Source organism: Roseomonas sp. BN140053 (assembly GCF_047690175.1).
Classification (GTDB): Bacteria; Pseudomonadota; Alphaproteobacteria; order Acetobacterales; family Acetobacteraceae; genus Roseomonas.
On the sequence record NZ_JBLLEB010000027.1, the window covers coordinates 37020 to 58452 of the forward strand.

Below are 21433 nucleotides of genomic sequence, written 5' to 3' on the forward strand. Positions count from 1 at the left end.
ACGAGCCTTTCCGCCAAGCGATGCGGGGCCCGGGCACCGCCAGCTTGCCGGGAGCGGTGACGTGGCACGGGAATCGCGGCATCCTGGCGGCCACGGCAGCCAGCGGTGAACAGCGGCCGGAAACCCGGGAGAAGGACGCAGATGAACGATCCAGTGGACGGCCCCCGAACCCTGTCGCGACGCGGCGTGCTCGGCGCCGGGCTGTTGGGCGCCGGTGCGACGCTGCTCGCCCGGCCAGCCCTGGCGCAGACCGCCGCTCCGGCCGCTTGGCCGACACGACCGGTGACTCTCGTGGTCGGCTTCCCGCCCGGTGGGCAGACCGACTTCGCCGCGCGCATCATCCAGCCCGGCCTGGCCAGCGCCCTCGGGCAGCCGGTGGTGATCGACAATCGCGGCGGCGCCGGCGGCAACCTCGGCACCGAGGCCGTGCTGCGGGCGCGGCCCGACGGCTACACGCTGCTCGCCGGCAATTCGAGCCCGATGGCGATCAACCCGCACACCTTTCCCAACATGACCGTGGACCCGCTGGAACTGACGCCCATCGGGCTGTCGCTGCAGTCCTCGCTGATCCTGTGCGTGCATCCCTCGGTGCCGGCGAACAACGTGGCGGAATTCGCCGCCTGGGCGAAGGCGCAGCCGCGCGGGGTGGATTACGGCTCGCCGGCCGCGGGATCGATGTCGCATTGCGCGATGGAGCTGCTGCGCTCGCGCATCGGAAACCCGGAGATGCAGAGCATCCCCTACCGTGGCTCGGGTCCGGCCATGCAGGACTTCATCGCCGGCCGCTTCTCGGCGATGTTCGATGCGGCTTCGGTGGTGGCGCCCTTCGTGCGGGCCGGGCAGGTGCGCGGCATCCTGGCCACGGGGGCGCAGCGCTCGCCGGCCTTCCCGGACACCCCGACCGCGACCGAGCAAGGCATCTCGGATTTCGCCTTCGTGGCCTGGGTCGGACTCTTTGCCCCCCGCGGGACGCCGGAGGAGATCGTGCGCAAGGCCAATACGGCCCTGAACACGGCCGTGAACGATCCCGCCGCGCGCGAGCGGGTCCTGGGCCAGGGCGACGAGCCCGGCGGCGGCACGGCGGAGGCTTTCGCCCAGATGGTACGACGCGATCACGCCCGCTGGGGCGAGGTGGTCCGCAGCAGCAACATACGCGCTGACACCTGACGGTGGGTGGATGACCCTGCGCGCGGGGGGGGTGCTCCTGAGCCATCCGTTGGAAGTCGCGCTGGGGCTGGATCGCTGCCGAAGCTCACGCCCGATCAGGGTCTGCCCTCCCCCAGCCCTACGGGCGGGGTGGACCTGACCCCTGCTCGGGCTGGTCTGCTGCCTCGCGAGGCCACCCTGGGGCATCCATAACCGAGCGCTCCGGCTTCCCGGTGTGGCGTCATCGGCGTCGAAGAGCCTCGATGCCGGCCAATCGGCCGTCTTGTCATTGACCGTCATGGAACTGTAACACACACGGCCTGCAGTTCTTCCCGGCCGGGAGCCCGCTTCATCCGCCAGATTGCCGCCTTGCCCTACCGCACCGAAGGGGGCGCCACCAATGCGCCGGTGCGGATCCTGCTGGTCACGTCGCGTGAAACCCGGCGCTGGGTAATCCCGAAGGGCAATCATCCCTCCGGCATGACGGCCCATGCCGCCGCGGCGATGGAGGCCGAGGAGGAGGCCGGGGTGCGTGGGCTCGTGTGCCCGGCGCCGCTCGGCTCCTACCGCTACCGCAAGCGCCGGCGAAACGGGGCGTCCCTGATGGTGGATGTGGACGTTTTCCCACTGGCCGTCAGCAGCGAGATGGAGAGCTGGAAGGAAAAGGGACAGCGCGAACGGCGCTGGTTCCCGCTGGCCGAAGCCGCGGCCGCGGTGGAGGAGCCGGACCTGCGCGACCTCATCCGCTCCTTCGGCCCATCCCAGTTCAGGGCCGCGACGCGAAGGGGCCGGCTGCTCCGGGCCGTGGCCCGCACATCGAGGGTAGGTGACATGTTCGCGTGGTTCCAGCGCCTGCTGCCGAAAACAGGCAACTTCTTCGAGCTGTTCGAGGCGCATTCCGTCACCGTCGTCGCGGGCGCCGACGCGCTGGCGCGACTGCTGCAGGACGGCGGCGCCGACCATGCCCGGGAGGTGATCGAGCGCGAGAACGATGCCGACGACATCATCCGCGAAGTCCTGCGCACGGTGCGCGAGACATTCCTGACGCCCTTCGACCGCGGCGCGATCACCAGCCTGATCAATGCCCTCGACGATTCCATCGACGAGATGAAGGGAACCGTCCAGGCGATCCAGCTCTACGAGGTGGCGGGCTTCGAGCAGGAGATGAAGGACATCGCGGCCATCATCGTGGATGCGGCGCGGCTGACCGCCGAGGCCATGCCGCTGCTGCGCGACGTGGCCGGCAATGGGGTCCGCCTGCACGAGCTGACCGAGCGCATCGTGCGGCTGGAAGGCCAGACCGACGATATCCACGACGCGGGTGTCAAGCGCGCCTTCAAGGAATACGGAGCCGGGAATACGATCCACTTCATCGTGACGCGCGAGATCTACGCACGGCTGGAGCGGATCGTGGACGCTTTCGAGGCGGTTGCGAACGAGATCGACGGCATCGTGATCGACCATTCCTGATGCATGAGCTGGCCCTGCCGCTGCTGATCGGCCTCATCGCCGTTGCCCTGGCCTTCGATTTCCTCAACGGACTGCACGATGCGGCAAATTCCATCGCGACGGTTGTGGCGACGCGCCTGCTGAAGCCCGTGCACGCCGTTGCCTTCGCCGCGCTGCTGAACTTCGCGGCCTATTTCCTCACCATCACCTTTCCGAGCCTGCACAGGGTGGCCGACACGATCGGGCAAGGACTGATCAACAAGGACCTGATCACGCCCGCCGTGGTGTTCGGCGCACTGGCGGGGGCGATGGTCTGGAATGTCGTCACCTGGCTCAAGGGCATCCCTTCCTCGTCGAGCCACGCGCTGGTGGGCGGGCTGATCGGCGCGGGCGTGACCCATGCGGGCCTGAGCGGCGTGCAGTGGAGCGGGCTGAACAAGACCCTGCTGGCCATCGTGCTGTCGCCGACCATCGGCATGGCGCTGGCGATGCTGATCATGCTGGCGACGAGCTGGGGGCTGGCGCGGGCCACGGCGCGCCTGGCGGAGCGGACCTTCCGCGCGCTCCACCTCGTGTCCTCCGGCGCCTATTCCCTGAGCCACGGGCTGAACGACGCGCAGAAGACCATGGGGATCATCACCGCGCTGCTGTATTCCACCGGCCATCTGGCGGGGGAGTTCGAGGTGCCCCACTGGGTGGCCATCTCCTGCTACGTCGCCATAGCGCTCGGCACGCTGACCGGCGGCTGGAGGATCATCGAGACGATGGGCTCGCGGATCACCAAGCTGTCCCAGCACCAGGGCTTCAGTGCTTCGATGAGCGGGTCGGTGGTGCTCTTCTCGGCGTCCTGGCTCGGCATTCCCGTGTCCACGACGCACACCATCACGGGCGCCATCATCGGCGCGGGCACGGCGCGGCGGGCCTCGGCGGTGCGCTGGGGCGTGGCGGGAAACGTGGTGACGGCCTGGGTCATCACCATCCCGGCCTCGGCGGTGGTGGGGGCGCTGTTCTACGGGCTGACGCGCCTGTTCTGAAGGCCAGGCATCCTGGCCCGCCGCAGGGCGCGGCGGGGGGAGGCTTGCTGCCGGGCGCGCTCAGCTTTCCAGCTGCACCGCACGGCCCGTGCGGGCCGACTCCGTGGCGGCATCCGCCAGCAGCAGGGCCCGCAGCCCGTCCTGGCCCGTTGCCTGGACCGGCGCGCCGTCCAGCACGCTGCCGATAAAGGCGTCCAGCTCAGCGCGATAGGCGGCCTCATAGCGTTCCAGGAAGAAGGGCAGAGCGGGTTCGGTGGTGAAGCCGCGGGCGCCGGCGGATTCCACCGTGGTCGCCGTGCGATTGCCGGCGCGCAGCAGGCCCTCCGAACCATGCGCCTCGATGCGCTGGTCGTAGCCGTAGGTGGCGCGCCGGGAGTTCGAGATCTGGCAGAGCCTGCCGGAGGCGGTTTTCAGCGTCACCACGGCGGTGTCGACATCGCCCGCCGCGCCGATGGCAGGGTCCACCAGGGCCGACCCGGCGGCGAAGAGTTCCACCGGCTCCTCGGCCAGCAGGAAGCGCGCCATGTCGAGGTCGTGGATCATCATGTCGCGGAACAGTCCGCCGGATTGCGCGACGTAGCTGGCCGGCGGCGGCGCGGGATCACGGCTGGTGATGCTCAGCAATTCCAGCGCGCCGATCTCCCCCGCGGCGAGGCGGCGTTGCAGGGCGGCGAAGCTGGGATCGAAGCGACGGTTGAAGCCCACCATCAGCGGCACGCCCGCACGCTCCACCGCGGCCAGGCAGTCGCGCACGCGGGCGGCGGACAGGTCGACCGGCTTTTCGCAGAAGACCGGTGTCCCTGCTGCTGCCGCGCGCTCGATGAAGTCGGCATGGGTCGGGGTGGGGGAGCCGATCAGCACGGCCCCTGCCGCGAAGGCCGCGTCCAGCGGGATCACCACGCTGTTGCAGGCCTGCGCGAGGCCTTCCGCCGCGGCGGTGTCCGGGTCGCTGATTCCGGCCAGCTGGGCGCGGGGATGGGCTGCGATGTTGCGGGCGTGGATGCGGCCGATCCGCCCTGCCCCGATAACGGCGATGCGCAGCATCTCGCCCCCTCCCGCTCCGCCGAGCTGTTCCGGATGCGCTCGGACCTGTTTGACAACCCATAGACCGGCGTCGAGACTGCTCACAAGGGAGGAGGGGCATGCCGCAAGGTCGGCGCCCCTTCCGCAAGGAAACACGTCATGTCGCAGGCGTCAGACCTGGACGTTATCGCGCCCGGCATCGATCCGCCGGGGATGCGCGGCCGACGGCGGTGCGCTGTCCGTTCGGACGCTCGGCGGCGGCAAGCACCATGAGCACGATCCGGTTGACGCTGTCGCAGGCGCTCGTGCGGTTCCTCGCGGCACAGCGCGCGGGGCCGGAAGCCGGCGGCCTGCCGCTCTTTGCGGGGGTCTGGGCGATCTTCGGCCACGGCAACGTCGCCGGCATGGGCGAGGCGCTGCACGGCATCCGCGACCGGCTGCCGACCCTGCGCGCCCATAACGAGCAGGCCATGGCGCATGCCGCGATCGCCTTTGCCAAGGCCAGCGGGCGACGCCGCATGATGGCCTGCACCACCTCCATCGGCCCGGGCGCCACCAACATGGTGACGGCGGCGGCGCTGGCGCATGTGAACCGCCTGCCCGTGCTGCTGCTGCCCGGCGATGTTTTCGCCGGCCGGCGCCCCGATCCCGTGCTGCAGCAGGTCGAGGATTTCGGCGACGGCACGGTCAGCGCCAATGACTGCTTCCGGCCGGTGTCGCGCTACTTCGACCGCATCGCGCGGCCGGAACAGCTGCTGGCCGCCCTGCCCCGCGCCTTGTCCGTGCTGACGGACCCGGCGGAGTGCGGGCCGGTGACGCTGGCCCTGTGCCAGGACGCGCAGGCGGAAGCCTTCGACTGGCCCGAAACCTTCTTTGCCCCGCGCGCCTGGGCGCCGCGCCGCCCGCGCCCCGACCGGGGTGAGCTGGCGGAAGCGGCGCGCCTGCTGCGGGAGGCCCGGCGCCCGCTGATCATCGCCGGGGGTGGCGTACACTACGCCGATGCCACCGCGGCCCTGGCCCGTTTCGCCGAGGCGCACGGCATTCCCGTGGCGGAAACCCAGGCCGGGAAATCCGCCCTGCCGCAGGAGCATCCGCTGAACCTCGGCGCGATCGGGGTGACCGGCACTTCCGCCGCCAACCAGGCCGCGGCGGAAGCGGACCTAGTGGTGGCGGTGGGAACGCGGCTGCAGGACTTCACCACGGGATCGCGCGCCCTGTTCGCGGCCGCCGGGCGACGGCTGATCGGGCTGAACGTGCAGCCCTTCGATGCCGCCAAGCACGCCGCCCATCCGCTGGTGGCCGACGCGCGGGAAGGGCTGGACGCGTTGGCCGAGGCGCTGGCCGGTTATCGCGCGCCGGCAGCCTGGACGGAAGCAGCCGCTGCGGCGCGGGAAGCCTGGTTCGCCCTGGCCGCAGCTGCCACGGCCCCGCGCAACGCGGAACGGCCTTCGGACGCGCAGGTGATCGGCGCGGTGGGGCGCGCGGCCGGCCCGGACACGGTGGTGGTCGGCGCGGCCGGCGGCCTGCCGGGGGAGCTGCACAAGCTGTGGCGCGCCGGCGCGCCCGGCTCCTATCACCTGGAATACGGCTTCTCCTGCATGGGCTACGAGATCGCCGGCGGGATCGGGGTGAAGCTGGCCCGGCCGAACAGCGAGGTGGTGGTGATGCTCGGCGACGGCAGCTACCTGATGCTGAACTCGGAGATCGCGACCTCCGTGGCGCTGGGGCTGAAGCTGACCGTGGTGCTGCTGGACAATCGCGGCTTCGGCTGCATCAACCGGTTGCAGGCCGCGACGGGCGGCGCCGCCTTCAACAACCTGCTGCCGGAGGCGCATCCGCGGATCGACTTCGCCGCCCATGCTGCCAGCCTCGGCGCGTACGCCGAGCATGTCGCCGGGCTGGCGGAGCTGGAAGCGGCGCTGGCCCGGGCGCGGTCGGCGGACCGGACGAGCGTGCTGGTGATCGACACCGACCCGCAGGAGGCCACCGCCGCCGGCGGCCACTGGTGGGATGTGGGCGTGCCGGAAGTGTCGGTGCGCCCGGAGGTCCGCGACGCCCGCGCGCGCTACGAGCAGGCGCGTGCGGCTCAGGTGCTGGGAGGATGAGGGCATGATCCGCCTGGGCACCAACCCGATCGCCTGGTCCAACGACGACCTGCGGGAGTTGGGCGGCGCGACGCCGCTGGAAACCTGCCTGGCGGAAGCGCGGCAGGCCGGCTTCGCCGGGATCGAGCTGGGCCACAAGTTCCCCCGCACCGCGCCGGAACTGCGCGCGGTGCTGGCGCAGCACGGGCTGGCGCTGGTGTCGGGCTGGTATTCGGCGGAACTGCTACGGCGCGACGCCGTGGCGGAGATCGCGGCGATGCGGCCGCACCTGGAACTGCTGAGCGATTGCGGGGCGGAGGTGCTGATCTTTGCCGAAACCTCCAACGCCATCCACGGCGACCGTGCCGTGCCGCTGTTTCGCCGCCCCCGGCTGGAACCGGGCGACTGGGCGCGGTTCGGCGCGCGCATGACGGAGGTGGGCAAGGCGGTCGCGGATGCCGGGCTTTCCCTGGTCTACCACCACCACATGGGCACGGTGGTGGAGAGTGCCGAGGAGATCGCGCGGCTGATGGACGCCACCGGCCCCGCCGTGCAGCTGCTGCTGGACACCGGCCACGCCACCTTCGGCGGCGCCGATCCGGTGGCGCTGGCCCGCCGGTACCGCGACCGCATCGGCCATGTGCACACCAAGGACATCCGCGGCGCGGTGATGCAACGCTCCCGGCGCGACGGATGGAGCTTCCTGGACAGCGTGGTGGAGGGCGTCTTCACCGTGCCCGGCGACGGCATCGTGGACTTCGCCGCCGTGCTGCGCGAGTTGCCGGACTACCGGGGCTGGCTGGTGATCGAGGCGGAGCAGGACCCGGCAAAGGCCGAGCCGCTGCGCTACGCCAGGCTGGGCCGGGAGAACCTGGCAGGCTTCGCGCGCGAGGCCGGGCTGCTGCGATGAGAAGGGTGGACGGCACGATCCACGCCGAGGGGAGAAAACGCATGTCGAGAAGAATGCTGCTGGGCGCCCTGGCCGTGCTGGGCGGACTGCTCGGGCTGGGCAGCGGCGTCGCGCGGGCGCAGGGCAACAGCCTGGTGATGTATTGCGGCGTCAACGAGCAGTGGTGCCGCGCCGCCGCCACGGCCTTCCAGGCACAGACCGGCATCCGCGTGGACATGACGCGGCAGAGCGCGGGCGAGATCTACGCGCGGCTGCGGGCCGAGCGGAACAACCCGCGGGCCGATATCTGGTTCGGCGGCACCGGCGACCCGCATCTCCAGGCTGCCTCCGAAGGGTTGACCGCCGCGTATCGCCCGGAAGCCCTCGGCCAGTTGCAGGACTGGGCGCAGCGCCAGGCGCAGCGTTCGGAGAACCGCACGGTCGGCATCTACATGGGCGCCCTCGGCTTCGGCTACAACGAGACGGAGCTGCGCCGGCGCAACCTGCCGGTGCCGGCCTGCTGGGCCGACCTGCTGAAGCCGGACTACCGGGGCGAGGTACAGATGGCCGACCCCAACGCCTCCGGCACCTCCTGGACCATGCTGGCCACCATGGTGCAGCTGATGGGCGAGGACGCGGCCTTCGACTACCTCAAGCGGCTGGGCCGCAACATCGACCAGTACACGAGCATCGGCGCCGCCCCGGCCCAGGCCACGGCGCGGGGCGAGACGCTGATCGGCATCGTGTTCCAGCACGACGCCATCGACGCGGCCAAGCAGAACCCGGCCGTGCGCGTGGTGTCCCCCTGCGAGGGCACCGGCTTCGAGATCGGTTCCATGAGCATCGTGCAGGGCGCCCGCCATATGGAGGAAGCGCGGCGCTTCTATGACTGGGCGCTGACGCCGGCGGCGCAGGCCCTGGCCGCCAGCAACGGGTCCTTCCAGCTGCCCTCCAACACCGCCACCCCCGTGCCGCCGGAAGCGCCGGACCTGAGCAAGGTGAAGCTGATCGACTACGACTTCGCCAAGTACGGTTCCTCGGCGGAACGCACGCGGCTGCTCGCGCGGTGGACGCGCGAGGTCCGCAACGCGCGCTGACGGTAGATAGGGTGCGCAAGGGATCGGCCCGTCCGGCGAACCGGGGCCTCTGGCTCTGGCTGGTGCTGGGCGGCGCCGCGACCCTGGCGCTGCCCTGGTACGGGCTGGAGCGCGGGCTCCTCGCCTGGTCCTGGCCGGAAGCGATGCCGGCCGCCTTCTGGGGCAGTCTCGGCGGCCGTCCCTGGCTGCTGCCGCTGTTGCTGCCCCTGGTCCTCGTGCCCTTGGCCGCGGGCCGGCCGCGCCTGCTGGTGGCGGCGGGGCTCGGCGGCCTCGGCTGGCTGCTGCTGGAAGCCTTCCTGTTCGAGCCGGGGGGCCTGCGGGCCGCGGCCCAGCCGGCCCTGGGCTGGGGGGCGCTGCTCTACGCGGTGTCCGCGACCATGCTGGCCGCCCATGGGCTGGCCCGGCTGGGCTGGTGCAAGGGCGAGGTCTTCACGGTCGGCGCCATCGGGCTGGTCTGCGGCTCCATCCTGGTGTTCGTCGGCTATCCCATCGCCTGCGTGCTGCTGTCCGCCTTCCAGGACAATGACGGCGGGCTGGCGCTGGGGCTTTTCGCACGCAAGATCACGGATGCGTCGATCTGGGGACTGGGATGCCTGTCCGCCGAAGGCACCAGCTGCGGCGTCGCCTGGAACTCGCTGGCCCAGGCCGTGCTGGTGGGCGTGCTCAGCACCGTGCTGGGCCTCGCCTTCGCGCTGATCTCCGCCCGCACGCGCTTTCCCTTTCCGCGCTTGCTGAAGGTGATCTCCGTGCTGCCGGTGATCACCCCGCCCTTCGTGATCGGCCTCGCGCTGATCCTGCTGTTCGGGCGGGCCGGCATGGTGTCCAACCTGCTGCGCGATTGGTTCGACCTCCCGCGCACGCGCTGGATCTACGGCATGCCCGGGCTGACCATCGCGCAGCTGCTGGCCTTCACGCCAATCTCCTACCTCGTGCTGCTGGGCGTGCTGCAAGGCGTCAGCCCCTCGATGGAGGAAGCCTCGCAGACACTGCGCTCCGGCCGCTGGCGTACCTTCACCCACGTCACTTGGCCGCTGATCCGCCCCGGCCTGGCCAACGCCTTCCTGATCGCCTTTATCGAGAGCCTGGCGGATTTCGGTAATCCGATGATGATCGGCGGCAACTTCCACGTCCTGTCCACCGCCATCTACTTCGCCGTGGTGGGCGCGGCGCACGACCAGGGCCAGGCGGCGGTGCTGTCCATCGTGCTGCTCGCCTTCACCCTGTCGGCCTTCCTGTTGCAGCGCTTCTGGGTGGGGCGGCGCTCCTACGTCACCGTGTCGGGCAAGGGGGATTCCGGCCTGCCCGCGAAGCTGGCGCCCGGGCTACGCCTGGCCTGCTTCGCAGTGGTGCTGCCATGGCTCGTGCTGACGGTGGCCGTCTACGGCATCATCCTGCTGGGCGGCTTCGTGAAGGCGGTGGGCAACGACAACAGCTTCACCCTGCAGCATTTCTGGACCGCCTTCGCGGTGGAGCGCGGGGTGGGGGGCTGGTTCCTGGCGGGTTCCGCCTGGAGTTCCCTGCTGACCACGCTACAGGTGTCGCTGCTGGCCATGCCGCTGACGGCGGCGCTGGGCATCCTCACGGCCTATCTGCTGAGCCGGCAGAACTTCGTCGGGCGCGGTGCCTTCGAGTTCCTGACCATGATGAGCTTCGCCATTCCCGGCACGGTGATCGGCATCTCCTATATCCTGGCCTTCAACCTGCCGCCGATCGAGCTGACGGGCACGGCGCTGATCATGGTGATCGCCTTTATCTTCCGGAACATGCCGGTGGGCATCCGGGCCGGCCTCGCCAACCTCAGCCAGATCGACCGCTCGCTGGACGAGGCTTCGCTGACGCTGGGCGCGCGCTCCGCCGCGACGCTGCGGCGGGTGATCCTGCCGATCCTGCGCCCGGCCATCGCGACCTCCATGGTCTATGCCTTCGTGCGCGCCATCACCTCGGTCAGCGCGGTGATCTTTCTGGTCAGCGGCGAGTACAACCTGGCCACGGTGTACATCGTCGGCCGGGCGGAGTTCGGAGAATACGGCATCGCCATCGTGTATTCAGCGGTGCTGATCGCGATCATGGTCACCGCGCTGGTGGCCATCCAGGCCGCGGTGGGCGAGCGCCGGATCGGCCGGCGCCCGGTTGCCGCGGCCAGCCCCGGCGCGGGGGATGCGCCACGTTCCGCCGCGGTGGGAGCATGAAGATGAACCAGGCACTGCGCGACGGCACCCCGCCGGCCGGGGCCGCCGGGCTGACCCCTGCCCCGGTCCAGCCGGCGGTGGAGTTCGCCGGCATCACCAAGCGCTACGGGCCGGTCAAGGCGGTGGACGATGTCAGCTTCTCCATCGCCCGCGGCACGCTGGTGACGCTGCTCGGCCCCTCCGGCTGCGGCAAGACCAGCATGCTGCGCCTGATCGCCGGGCTGGAGCATCCCAATGCCGGCCGCATCCTGATCGACGGCGAGGAAGTGACGCACCGCTCCGCCGCCGAGCGCGACGTGTCCATGGTGTTCCAGTCCTACGCGCTGTTTCCGCACATGACCGTGCTGGAGAATGTCTGCTACGGCCTGCGCGCGTCCGGCCTGAAGCGCGCCGCGGCCGAGGCGGCGGCGGGGGACAAGCTGGCCACGGTGGGGCTGTCAGGCTTCGAGAAGCGGCTGCCCAGCGAGCTGTCCGGCGGCCAGCAGCAGCGCGTCGCGGTGGCGCGGGCCATCGTGCTGGAACCCAAGGTGCTGCTGTTCGACGAGCCGCTGAGCAACCTCGACGCCAAGCTGCGCCGCCGGGTGCGGGCCGATATTCGCGCGCTGCAGCAGCAGCTCGGCCTCACCGTGGTCTATGTCACGCACGACCAAGAGGAAGCGCTGGCCGTGTCCGACCGCATCGTGGTGATGCGCGGCGGCGTGGTGGTGCAGGACGGCGCGCCGCGCGACCTGTACGAACGGCCCACCAGCCGCTTCATCGCCGACTTCATCGGCAACGCCAACCTCCTGCCGGTGACGCTGCGGCGGCGCGACGAGACCCTGGCGGAGGTGCGGCTCGGCACCGCGGCGCTGACCCTGCCACATCGCGGCCTGCCCGACGGGGCGGCGGAGCTCGCCGTGCGCCCGGGCGGGTTGCGGCTGCGGCTGCGGCCGGCGGCGCCCGGCGAGATCGCCGGCCAGGTGCGGAAGGCGGCCTATCTCGGCGACCACATGGAATACGAGGTGGCGCTGGAGGGCATCGTGCAGGAGGTGCTGGTGGTGGATACCGAGTTGGCCTCCCCCCTGAGCGAGGGCATGGCCGTGGCGGTGACGGTCGACCCGGCGACGGCCGTGGTCGTGCCGGCATGAGCGAGGTCGGGCGGCGCCACGCCTTTGCCATCGAGCTGGCGGTGGAGGCCGGCGCCCTGGCCCGCCGCATGCAGCACGCCCTCGGCCCGCTGGAGGTGAAGAACCCCATCGACTTCTGCACCGAGGCCGACCACGCCGTGGAACGGCTGGTGCGCGAGCGCGTCACGCAAACCTTCGGCGACGCCATGATCGGCGAGGAGGATGGCGGCGAGGCCAGCGACAGCGTTTGGGTCGTGGACCCGATCGACGGCACGGCCGGCTTCATCCACGGCACGCCGCGCTGGTGCGTTTCGCTGGCCTATGTGCGAAACGGCCGGATCGAATCCGGCGTGATCCATGATCCCACCCAGGACCGGCTCTTCGCAGCCCGGCGAGGAGGTGGAGCGACCCTCAACGGCCGTCCCCTCCGGGTCAGCCAGCTCCGCCACGGGGCCGCGCCGGTGGTGGAGGTCGGCTGGTCCGGCCGGCGCGGGCTGGACCAGTATTGCGCCGTGCTGCACGGGCTGACCGAGCGCGGCATGGAGTTCCGCCGCCACGGCTCTGGCGCACTCGCCCTGGCCGAGGTGGCCGCCGGACTGAGCGACGGCTACATCGAGCTGCACATGAACGCCTGGGACGCTCTGGCGGGCCTGCTGCTGGTGGAGGAAGCGGGCGGCCGCATCAACGACTTCCTGGCTGATGACGGGTTGACCCGCGGCAACCTCGTGCTGGCCTGCACGCCGCAGATCGAGGCCGCCCTGGCCAGGATGCTCGAAGGGCTGCCGGCTCCGCGGCCGATGCCCTGATCCGACCTGCCCCCTGACGGAGCGGCAGGCGGACCGCCGCGCGAGCAACTCATCCGGCCATTTCGCCGTTGGGATGCAGGGGGCTGGACTGATCGCTCTCACCTGCGTGCAGCAGTCAGGGAATAATCGTACGGTTTGGTACCGCCCCGGACCTCACGCGCTGTTACGGGCGTGCATCGCCTGCTGCGACCTTTCGGCGTGGGCGGCTGAGAGATCCGTGAGCTCACGCCGAAATTCGCTGGAAGAGCCTGCTGTGCCCCACCCCGCTCCACTCACGGTCGGCAACCGCCTGCTGGCAGCACTGCCGGCGGAAAGCCTCACCCGGCTGCTCCCCCAGCTCACCCCCGTGGAACTCGCATTCCGTCAGGTCCTGCAGCTGCCGGAAACGCCCATCGCCACCGTGTATTTTCTCCAAACGGCCTGGGGTTCCATGATCGCCACGCTGGAGGATGGCGATGGGGCCGAGGTCGGGCTGATCGGCCACGAAGGCGTGGTCGGGTTGCCGGTGATCCTGGGCGACGACCGCGACGACCTCGAAGCCATGATACAGAACCCTGGCACGGCCTTGAGCATGAGCGCCGCGGCCTTGCGGGACGAGATGGCGCGCGATCCGGCGCTGCGGGCGCTGCTGTTGCGCTACGCGCTGGTGCATCACGGGCAGGTGTCCCGCACCGCGGCCTGCAACGGCCGCCACTACACCGAGCAGCGCCTGGCCCGCTGGCTGCTGATGGCGCATGACCGGTCGCAAGGGGATGAGTTTCCGATGACACACGAGCTGCTGGCGCTCATGCTGGGGCTGCGGCGTTCGGGCGTGACCGTCGCGGCAGGCGCGCTGCAGAAGGCAGGGCTGATCCGCTATGAGAGGGGCCGTATCACGATCACCGACCGGTCGGGGCTCGAGAATGCTACCTGCGAATGCTACGGCGTGACCCGGCGAGCCTTGGACCGGCTGCTGGGTCCGGCACATGAGGGCTCAGGCGTGTACCGGCGCTGAGGCCGGGCGGGTCCGGGGCCAGGCGGCCGGCCGTCACGGCCCCACGCGTCGCGTCGGCGATGCGCAGGTGTCCTGGCGAGCTGCTGCATCGGCGAGAAGAGCCCGGTCCAGGCCTGCCAGGATGGCCATCAACTCCTGTTCCGCGATCGCCAGGTCCCGCGCTCGGCACTCCAGGCGGTCGAAGCTTTCCGCCAAGCGCTCGTAGGCGCTGCGCCGCGCCTGCTGCAGATCAGGCGACCGAGCCGTTGCACGCGCCCTGGCAGCAAGCGCCCGATATCGTTCCGCACTGTTCATCTGCTCGCCCGCTCCGACATCGCAGAGTCAGGCCGCAAGCAGCATAGAGTCTGTTCGTTTCCGTACTCCATGGTCGGGATGAAGCGGAGGCGAGCTCATCGGCGAACACGCCCGGAAGGACTGGATGAGTCCGAGCGCGAAGATGCCGCGCCCTGTCATGGCGCTCACGACCGAAACGACGAAGGACCACGCGCGAGCGTGCCACCACACCTTCATGAGGAGCAGTTGCTCCAGACTTTTACGGTCCGATAGCCCGCCGCCGCTCACCCCCTACGCAAGCATCTCGTCGCATTGGCACAGGTCCGCAACAGCCTGCAGCCATCGTCAGGCCTGTTCCCCGTCTGCAACCAGCAAAGGCCGAGCGGCGTAACGTGTGTTATGTCCTCCACGTCCCCACGTCATGATGACGATGCAGCGCTGCTGAGCCTGGGCCAGGCATTGCGCGAGGCAGGCTACCACTTCACCACGATCACGCCCGCCACCCACGCGCGTGTCAACGCACGCCCCGAGAACGCCCAGGCACGCAGCCTGGCCGACGTGTTCGGCTGGAGCCGTCCCTTTCAACCGGAGCTGTTGCCGTCTTCGCTGCTCCAGCTCATGGAACGAAGCGGGGTCCTGATCCGGGGAGATCAGTTCTGCCGATGCGCCGTTCGCGCCTCCACCCTGGACGGGGAACTCTTCTTTCATTCCGCTTTCCCGACCACTGCATTGGATTCGGTGTTCTTCGGACCCGACACCTACCGGTTCGCGGCTGCCATCGCTCATGCCCTGCGGGGGCGTGACCGGCTAGTTCAGCGCGCGGTGGATATCGGCTGCGGCGCTGGGCCAGGGGGTATCGTGGCGGCGAAGATCCTGCCGCAGGCAGAGGTGTTCATGGTGGACATCAACGAAGCGGCTTTGCGCCTCGCCCGCATCAACGCCCGTTTGGCTGGTCTTGCCGGGGTCACAGCCCGGCACAGCAACCTGCTCACCTCCCTGGAGGGGGAGTTCGATCTGGTGATGGCCAACCCGCCCTACCTCGTGGATCCCTCCGAGCGAGCCTACCGGCACGGTGGCGGCCCCTTGGGAGCGGGATTGTCGCTGGCCATCCTGGACACCGCTCTGGAGCGGCTTTCTCCTGGCGGCACCCTGGTGCTCTACACCGGTGCCGCAGTCGTGAATGGTGACGACCCCTTCCGGGCCGCCGCGGCGGCGCGACTTGCCCGGGGTAGGGTACGCTGGACTTATCGCGAGGTTGATCCGGACGTTTTCGGCGAGGAACTCGAAGCCGAAGCGTACCGGCATGCCGACCGGATTGCTGCAGTGGTGCTCACGGTCGAACAGGACGGGTAGGAACACCATGCCGGATGGCACTTTCACCAGCGTCGCCGCCGCTGGACACGACGCCGCCCTGCAGCGCAGCCTCGCCGCCTTCAATCAGGAGCGGTTCGACCCGGCCTTGCCGACGACGGACTGGGCCGCCGGCATCGACCGCCTGGCGCAGCGGCTGCACCAGGAGGCCGAGTTCCTGGAAGAGCGTCGCGCCGCCGTGTCGGCGCGCGCGGCCGAGGCGCCCACCGACGCGGACGGCTTCGTGCGCTGGTTCGAGCAGCTGGAGCAGGACGGGCCAGGCCAGCACGACCCGTTGTTTCCCTGGCTCGCGGAACACGCGACCATGGAGCAGATGCGCTGGTTCCTGACCCAGGAAGTCGCCGGCGAGGCCGGGTTCGAGGACCTTTCGGCCCTCACCCAGGTCAAGCTGCCGGTCCGGCCGAAGCTTGAGATCGCGCGGAACTACTGGGACGAGATGGGCCGCGGCAACCCCAAGGGCATGCACGGCCCATTGCTGGAAACCCTGGCGCAGCGCCTCGGGCTGGAACCGCGGGTGGACACCACGGTGTGGGAAGCCCTGGCGCTGGCCAACGTCATGGCCGGGCTCGCGGCGAACCGCCGGTATGCGTATCATTCCGTGGGTGCGCTGGGTGTGATCGAGCAGACGGCCCCGGCCCGCGCCGCCCTGGTCGGGAAGGGGTTGAAGCGGCTGGGCGTGCCGGCCGGCGACCGCCACTACTTCGACCTGCACGCCATTCTCGACGTGAAGCACTCGGCCAGCTGGAACAGCGAAGCCATCCACCCGCTGGTGGCGTCCAACCCGGCCTTTGCCTCGGCGATTGCGGAAGGGGCGCTGATGCGGCTGGAGTGCGGCGCGGCCTGCTTCCGGCGCTATCGGCGCGAACTGGGCGTCTAGGGAGTGCCACGCAGCCGCTCTTCGCGGCGCCGGAACGCTTCTTGACCGCCCCTTGAAGCCTTTCGGGCATCCTGCTCCCGGCTCGGCCCTCGGCATCGAAACGGGGTGCCTGGGGGATGGCGCGTATGGGAGAGGTGGGGACGGGGCACCCGGCCAGCGAACTGCCCAAGGAGCCATCCTCCGTGGTCCTCCGCTGACTGGGCGCGCTGGGTACGGCGGGTCATCCGGGCCGGTCGGTTCGGAAAGGCGCCGGGGCCGGACCCTGTGGCTGGCCAGCCAGGCACGGGTGTGCACACTGGCTGGCGGGATGGAAACGCATACGGAATCGCGTGTACCGCCGGGGCGCACGCGAGGCTTGCTTCGGTCAAAGGACTTCCGGCGTCTCTGGGCACTGGGCGGCATCACCAACGCGATGCGCTGGTTGGAGATGCTGGCGGCGGCACTCTTCACCTTCGAGGCAACGGGTTCCGGCATCGCGGTGGCCTTCGTATCGGCGGCCCGCAGCCTGCCGCTGCTCTGCCTCGGCGCTGTCGCCGGCGTGGTCTGCGAGGCGATCAACCGCAAATACATCCTTCTCGGCGGCCTGTTGCTGAGCGGCGCGGCGGCCTTCTGCATCTGCCTGCTCGACCTGCTGGACGTGGTGCAGCCCTGGCACGTCGCCGTTGCCGCCTTTGTCAGCGGCAGCGTCTGGGCCACCGAGTTCGCCTCGCGCCGGAGAATGGTCGGCGAGTGCGCCGGCACGGGCTTCGTGTCCCAGGCGGTGGCCCTGGACAGCCTGACCAGCGCCTTTTCCCGCATGGTCGGGCCGCTGCTCGGAAGCATGCTGTTCGCCTGGACCGGGTTGCTGGGCGCTTTCGCGATCTCGGCAGGATGCTACCTGGCCGGCGCCTTCCTGGTGCCCGGCATCAATCATGTCCAGGAAGCGCGCCGCCTGGTGCTGGCCCGCATCCCGCGTGACCTGACCGAGAGCCTGGCCTTCGCGCTGAAGCAGCCCGCGGTGCTGACGGTGCTGGGGGTCACCGCGACGATGAACCTTTTCGCTTTTTCCTACGTCGCGCTGGCCGCGCCGCTCGGCCGCACGGTGTTCGGCGTGTCCGACGCGCTGGTCGGGCTGCTCGCCGCGGGGGAGCCGCTGGGGGGGCTGATCGGCGGGCTGCTGCTCACGCGGAAAACGCCGTCGTCGAACCTGCGCGCCCTCATGATCGCCGGCTCGGCCCTGTTTCTCGCGGCCCTCGTGGCCATGCCGCTGATGCCCAGCTACGGGCTGGCTTGCGGCACCCTGGTAGGGGGCGGGCTGGGGTTGGCGCTGTTCGGCAACATGCAGACCACGCTGGTGCTGACGGGCGTTCCCGCCCACCTCCGGTCCCGGCAGATGGGACTGGTGACGATGTGCATCGGCCTCGGCCCCGTCGGGCAGATGCTGATCGGGATACTGTCCGAGTTCTTCGGGCCACTGCTCGCCACGGTCATCACCGCCTCGGCGGGGCTCGCCGCGCTGGGGGGCATCGCGATCCTCTGCATGCGGGCTGCGCCGCGTTCTGGTCCGCCGCAGCCTCCCTAGACAACAGGACGGGGTATGCGGCTGCTCCACGGATCGCTCACCGGACCGGCTCCGGCAGCGCCGCGGCCCCGGGCAAGGGGCCGCGGCGCGAGGCATCCGCTACCGATCTCACCGCCGTCGCGCTTGACGATCGCGATCGCGCTGGGACGCAGCGCCTGTTCTCCGCGAAGTCCGACCATTGGATGATTTTTCGAAACTGGGGCCGCCGTCCTCACCGGGATGCTGGATCGCCAGGAACAGCATGCGGTTGTCCGGCATGATGCAGGGACCGCACACCCCGGCACCCGGAGGCACCCGGTAGAACAGCCGCGTCGGCGCCCGCCCCGTGCCGGAGGTGTCGGCCGTATAAAGGTCCTCCGCCACCTTGGCCGCGGCAGGTGCGCCATCGGTGGCCCCGGAAACCGCAACGACGTGACAGGCCGTGACGGGCGGCCATGCGGATGCCCGCGGTGGCTGGGGCCGGCATCAGGTTTCTCCCCTCCTGCGTGCACCCGCAAGGGTTGATGAACGCGAACCGGGGTGAGTACGTTCCAGCAAGGATCAGCCGTTCAGCCACAGCTCCGGGACCCAACTCCGCATGGCCACCACCGCGCGCTACACCGTCACCAACAACTGGAACAGCGGCTTCACGGCGGACATCAACCTCCTGGCCGATGCATCCGGGCTGAACGAATGGCGGCTGGAGTTCGACGCGGGCTTCGCCATCAGCAATATCTGGGGCGCCGAGATCGTGAGCCATGTCGGCACGCACTACGTGCTGCGGAGCTTGTCGTGGAACAGCAAGGTGGCCCCGGGCGGCACCGTGTCGATCGGCTTCCAGGCCACGCCGGGCGCGGGCGGAACCGCCGCCAGCGGCTTCGCCGTCAATGGCGTGTCCGGCGGCAACCCGCCGGTCGAGGCGCTGCCGGCCTTCAGCGTCGCGGATGCGGCCATCGTCGAGGGCCAGTCCGGCGTGAAGGAGCTGGTCTTCACCGTTCGCCTGGACAAGGCGGCGGCCGGGCCGGTCAGCGTGGCCTTCGCGACGGCGGACGGCACGGCCAGGGCGGGCAGTGACTACACGGCGCAAGCTGGGACGCTGCAATTCGCCGCGGGGGAAACCTCGAAGGTGGTCCGCGTGGCCGTATTGGGCGACACGCTGGTCGAGGGCGACGAAACGCTGCAGCTCCAGCTTTCCGCCCCCAAGGGCGCGAGGATCGGTGACGGCGTCGCCCTGGGCACCCTCCGCAACGACGACGTCGCCCCCACCCTTCCCGCCCTGCGCATCGGCGATGTTTCCGTGGCCGAGGGCAATGCGGGGGACAGCTTCGCCAACGTCGCGGTTTCCTTGTCCCAGGCTTCCGCCACGCCCGTTACGGTGAACTTCGCCACCGCCAACGGCACGGCCTCGGCGGGTTCGGACTACGTCGCGCAATCCGGCGTGCTGACCTTCGCGGCCAACGAGACCAGCAAGACCATCCGCGTCGCGATCCACGGCGACACGGCCGTCGAGGCGAATGAGAGCTTCACGGTCAAGCTGTCCTCCGCCAAGGGCGCCACGATCGCGGACGACACGGGCGTGGTCACGGTGCGCAACGACGACGCGGCGCCGCTGCCCAGCCTACGGGTCAACGACGTCACCGTGACCGAGGGCGATCCGGCCACCGGCGGAGGGGCGGCCCCGGGCTATTTCAGAACCGCCGGCAACCAGATCGTGGACGCGGCGGGCCACTCGGTGAAGATCGCGGGCGTGAACTGGTTCGGCCTGGAAAGCACCAACCTGGCGCCGCACGGCCTGTGGACGCGGGGCTACCAGTCCATGATGGACCAGATGGTGGATCTCGGCTTCAACACCATCCGCCTGCCCTTTTCCTCGGACCTGCTGCGGGGCGGCGCGATGCCCAACGGCATCGACTTCGCGCAGAACCCGGATCTGCAGGGCCTCACGGGCCTGCAGATCATGGACAAGATCGTGGCCTATGCCGGCGAGATCGGGCTGCGCATCATCCTCGACCACCACCGCTCCAGTGCCGGCGCGGGGGCTTCCGACAACGGCCTGTGGTACGACGCCCAGCACCCCGAGGCGCAGTGGATCGCGGATTGGAAGATGCTGGCGCAGCGCTATGCCGGCGACCCCACGGTGATCGGCGCCGACCTGCACAACGAGCCGTACAACGGCACCTGGGGCGGCGGTGGCGCCAATGACTGGGCGGCGGCGGCCGAGCGGGCGGGCAACGCCATCGGGGCAGTCAACGATGACTGGCTGATCTTCGTGGAGGGGATCGGCACCTACAAGGGTGAAAGCTACTGGTGGGGCGGCAACCTGATGGGGGTGCGCGACCGACCGATCGACCTGGCCGTGGACAACAAGCTGGTCTATTCGCCCCATGATTACCCGAACTCGGTCTACGGCCAGCCGTGGTTCCAGGGCAGCGACTTCGCCAGCAAGCTGCCGGACGAGTTCGAGCAGATGTGGGGCTTCATCTACGAGCAGAACATCGCGCCGGTCTATCTGGGCGAGTTCGGCTCCAAGCTGACCGACCCCAAGGACGTGGCCTGGCTGGACAAGATCACGGCCTACCTTTCGGGCGACCTCGACGGCAACGGCACGCGCGACATCGCCGCCAGCAAGGAAGGCATGAGCTGGACCTGGTGGTCCTGGAACCCGAATTCGGGGGACACGGGCGGCATCCTCACGGATGACTGGCGGGGCGTGAACACGGCCAAGGTCGAGGAACTGCGGCCGATCATGTTCGACCTGGAGGATGCGGAGGGCGGTGCGGCCGCCGCCAAGCTGGCGCTGTTCACCGTGTCCCTGTCCGAGGCGGCCACGGGCAACGTCGCCGTGGATTTCCGCACGGCCCCGGACAGCGCCGGCGCGCAGGACTTCACGGCGACCTCGGGCACGCTGGTCTTCGCGCCGGGCGAGCGCAGCAAGACCGTGGCCGTGTCGGTCACGGGCGACCAGGCCGCGGAAGCGACCGAACGCTTCTCGCTGGTGCTGAGCAACCCGCGCGGTGCCACCCTGGCCGACGGAACCGGCGTGGCCACCATCCTGGACGACGACGGAACTGCCCCTCCGAACACTGCCACTACTCCGACGACGCCGACCACTCCGACGACGCCCACCACCCAACCGCAGGAAGCCGCGGGGTTGGAAGGCCAGTTTGTGGTGAACAGCAGCTGGAACACTGCCTTCAATGCGTCCGTGACCATCCATAATCACGGTCCGCAGGCGGTCAGCGGTTGGCAGGTGGAGATCGAGATGCCCAACGAGATCACGCAGATCTGGAACGCGGAGATCGTCGGGCGGACTTCGGATGGCTACCTGATCCGCAACGCAGCCTGGAACGGCAGCTTGTCCGACGAAGGCGAGGCCAGCTTCGGCTTCCTCGCCAATGGTGCGGTGAACCCGAGCCAAGTGGATCTGGTGTTCTAGTGGTCTGAGTTAGAAGTTCTCTGTCACATTGGATGGGGTGTAGGGTGGGGCGTCTCTGGTGGGAGGCGTCCATGACCCGTGGCCCGAGAGCGGCAGCGCTGGTGCTGACGGAGGAGGAG

At 69.9% G+C, this 21433-nt stretch carries 17 protein-coding genes; 14 read left to right on the forward strand and 3 right to left on the reverse strand.

Annotated elements, in window-relative coordinates:
- The first annotated feature begins 141 nt into the window (after nt 1-141).
- The 3 genes from ACLIBK_RS19255 (at nt 142) to ACLIBK_RS19265 (ending at nt 3629) form a co-directional block, all read left to right on the forward strand.
- Nucleotides 142-1167, forward strand: a complete 1026-nt coding sequence (locus tag ACLIBK_RS19255; RefSeq protein WP_415388917.1) for a Bug family tripartite tricarboxylate transporter substrate binding protein — start codon at nt 142-144, stop codon at nt 1165-1167.
- A 348-nt stretch (nt 1168-1515) separates the two neighbouring features.
- Complete coding sequence (locus ACLIBK_RS19260; protein ID WP_415388918.1) at nt 1516-2616, forward strand: DUF47 family protein; 1101 nt, start codon at nt 1516-1518, stop codon at nt 2614-2616.
- Nucleotides 2616-3629: an inorganic phosphate transporter gene (locus ACLIBK_RS19265; protein WP_415388919.1), complete on the forward strand. Its 1014-nt coding sequence runs from the start codon at nt 2616-2618 to the stop codon at nt 3627-3629. Before ACLIBK_RS19260 ends, ACLIBK_RS19265 begins: the two co-directional genes overlap by 1 nt.
- Nucleotides 3630-3689: 60 nt before the next feature.
- Here ACLIBK_RS19265 and iolG read toward each other — a convergent pair whose 3' ends face one another.
- Entirely contained in the window at nt 3690-4673 is a 984-nt protein-coding gene (gene iolG / locus ACLIBK_RS19270; RefSeq protein ID WP_415388920.1) for an inositol 2-dehydrogenase, read from the reverse strand.
- A gap of 248 nt (nt 4674-4921) precedes the next feature.
- Here iolG and iolD point away from each other — a divergent pair, with 248 nt between their 5' ends.
- From iolD to ACLIBK_RS19305, 7 genes are all read left to right on the forward strand, one after another.
- Nucleotides 4922-6757, forward strand: coding sequence for a 3D-(3,5/4)-trihydroxycyclohexane-1,2-dione acylhydrolase (decyclizing) (gene iolD, locus ACLIBK_RS19275; RefSeq protein WP_415388921.1), 1836 nt, complete (start codon nt 4922-4924; stop codon nt 6755-6757).
- Between the two features lie 4 nt (nt 6758-6761).
- On the forward strand, nt 6762-7646 hold the full coding sequence (gene iolE, locus ACLIBK_RS19280; protein WP_415388922.1) for a myo-inosose-2 dehydratase: 885 nt from the start codon (nt 6762-6764) through the stop codon (nt 7644-7646).
- 41 nt (nt 7647-7687) lie between these two features.
- Entirely contained in the window at nt 7688-8722 is a 1035-nt protein-coding gene (locus ACLIBK_RS19285; RefSeq protein ID WP_415388923.1) for an ABC transporter substrate-binding protein, read from the forward strand.
- A gap of 11 nt (nt 8723-8733) precedes the next feature.
- Nucleotides 8734-10911, forward strand: coding sequence for an ABC transporter permease (locus tag ACLIBK_RS19290; protein ID WP_415388924.1), 2178 nt, complete (start codon nt 8734-8736; stop codon nt 10909-10911).
- 2 nt (nt 10912-10913) lie between these two features.
- Entirely contained in the window at nt 10914-12038 is a 1125-nt protein-coding gene (locus tag ACLIBK_RS19295) for an ABC transporter ATP-binding protein (protein ID WP_415388925.1), read from the forward strand.
- Nucleotides 12035-12823 (forward strand): inositol monophosphatase family protein, encoded by a 789-nt coding sequence (locus ACLIBK_RS19300; RefSeq protein ID WP_415388926.1) that lies wholly within the window; start codon nt 12035-12037, stop codon nt 12821-12823. The genes ACLIBK_RS19295 and ACLIBK_RS19300 overlap by 4 nt, the downstream gene beginning before the upstream one ends.
- 253 nt (nt 12824-13076) lie before the next feature.
- The gene (locus ACLIBK_RS19305) at nt 13077-13817 is read left to right on the forward strand and encodes a Crp/Fnr family transcriptional regulator (RefSeq protein WP_415388927.1); all 741 of its coding nucleotides are present in this window, start codon (nt 13077-13079) and stop codon (nt 13815-13817) included.
- Nucleotides 13818-13850: 33 nt separating this feature from the next.
- Here the strand turns inward: ACLIBK_RS19305 and ACLIBK_RS19310 are convergent, their stop codons facing one another.
- Nucleotides 13851-14111 (reverse strand): hypothetical protein, encoded by a 261-nt coding sequence (locus tag ACLIBK_RS19310; protein WP_415388928.1) that lies wholly within the window; start codon nt 14109-14111, stop codon nt 13851-13853.
- A 378-nt stretch (nt 14112-14489) separates the two neighbouring features.
- Between ACLIBK_RS19310 and ACLIBK_RS19315 the strand changes: the two genes are divergently transcribed.
- The 3 genes from ACLIBK_RS19315 to ACLIBK_RS19325 all read left to right on the forward strand — a co-directional run bounded on the left by ACLIBK_RS19315 (nt 14490) and on the right by ACLIBK_RS19325 (nt 17899).
- Nucleotides 14490-15443: a methyltransferase gene (locus tag ACLIBK_RS19315; RefSeq protein ID WP_415388929.1), complete on the forward strand. Its 954-nt coding sequence runs from the start codon at nt 14490-14492 to the stop codon at nt 15441-15443.
- Nucleotides 15444-15450: 7 nt separating this feature from the next.
- A complete protein-coding gene (locus tag ACLIBK_RS19320; RefSeq protein WP_415388930.1) occupies nt 15451-16338 on the forward strand; it encodes an iron-containing redox enzyme family protein in 888 nt (295 codons plus the stop codon).
- Nucleotides 16339-16693: 355 nt separating this feature from the next.
- Nucleotides 16694-17899 carry an MFS transporter gene (locus ACLIBK_RS19325; protein WP_415388931.1) on the forward strand — a complete coding sequence of 402 codons (1206 nt, stop codon included), beginning with the start codon at nt 16694-16696 and terminating at the stop codon, nt 17897-17899.
- Nucleotides 17900-18007: 108 nt separating this feature from the next.
- Here ACLIBK_RS19325 and ACLIBK_RS19330 read toward each other — a convergent pair whose 3' ends face one another.
- Complete coding sequence (locus ACLIBK_RS19330) at nt 18008-18262, reverse strand: alkaline phosphatase PhoX (RefSeq protein ID WP_415388932.1); 255 nt, start codon at nt 18260-18262, stop codon at nt 18008-18010.
- A gap of 214 nt (nt 18263-18476) precedes the next feature.
- On the opposite strand from ACLIBK_RS19330, the gene ACLIBK_RS19335 reads away from it, so the two are divergent.
- The gene (locus ACLIBK_RS19335) at nt 18477-21314 is read left to right on the forward strand and encodes a Calx-beta domain-containing protein (RefSeq protein ID WP_415388933.1); all 2838 of its coding nucleotides are present in this window, start codon (nt 18477-18479) and stop codon (nt 21312-21314) included.
- Nucleotides 21315-21433: the final 119 nt, after the last annotated feature.

Bases quoted from the DNA above. Each gene is read 5' to 3' on its own strand.
- ACLIBK_RS19255 (WP_415388917.1), top strand. From the start codon at position 142: ATGAACGATCCAGTGGACGGCCCCCGAACCCTGTCGCGACGCGGCGTG.
- ACLIBK_RS19265 (WP_415388919.1), top strand. From the start codon at position 2,616: ATGCATGAGCTGGCCCTGCCGCTGCTGATCGGCCTCATCGCCGTTGCC.
- iolG (WP_415388920.1), bottom strand. From the start codon at position 4,673: ATGCTGCGCATCGCCGTTATCGGGGCAGGGCGGATCGGCCGCATCCAC.
- iolD (WP_415388921.1), top strand. From the start codon at position 4,922: ATGAGCACGATCCGGTTGACGCTGTCGCAGGCGCTCGTGCGGTTCCTC.
- iolE (WP_415388922.1), top strand. From the start codon at position 6,762: ATGATCCGCCTGGGCACCAACCCGATCGCCTGGTCCAACGACGACCTG.
- ACLIBK_RS19285 (WP_415388923.1), top strand. From the start codon at position 7,688: ATGTCGAGAAGAATGCTGCTGGGCGCCCTGGCCGTGCTGGGCGGACTG.
- ACLIBK_RS19295 (WP_415388925.1), top strand. From the start codon at position 10,914: ATGAACCAGGCACTGCGCGACGGCACCCCGCCGGCCGGGGCCGCCGGG.
- ACLIBK_RS19300 (WP_415388926.1), top strand. From the start codon at position 12,035: ATGAGCGAGGTCGGGCGGCGCCACGCCTTTGCCATCGAGCTGGCGGTG.
- ACLIBK_RS19310 (WP_415388928.1), bottom strand. From the start codon at position 14,111: ATGAACAGTGCGGAACGATATCGGGCGCTTGCTGCCAGGGCGCGTGCA.
- ACLIBK_RS19315 (WP_415388929.1), top strand. From the start codon at position 14,490: ATGTCCTCCACGTCCCCACGTCATGATGACGATGCAGCGCTGCTGAGC.
- ACLIBK_RS19320 (WP_415388930.1), top strand. From the start codon at position 15,451: ATGCCGGATGGCACTTTCACCAGCGTCGCCGCCGCTGGACACGACGCC.
- ACLIBK_RS19335 (WP_415388933.1), top strand. From the start codon at position 18,477: ATGGCCACCACCGCGCGCTACACCGTCACCAACAACTGGAACAGCGGC.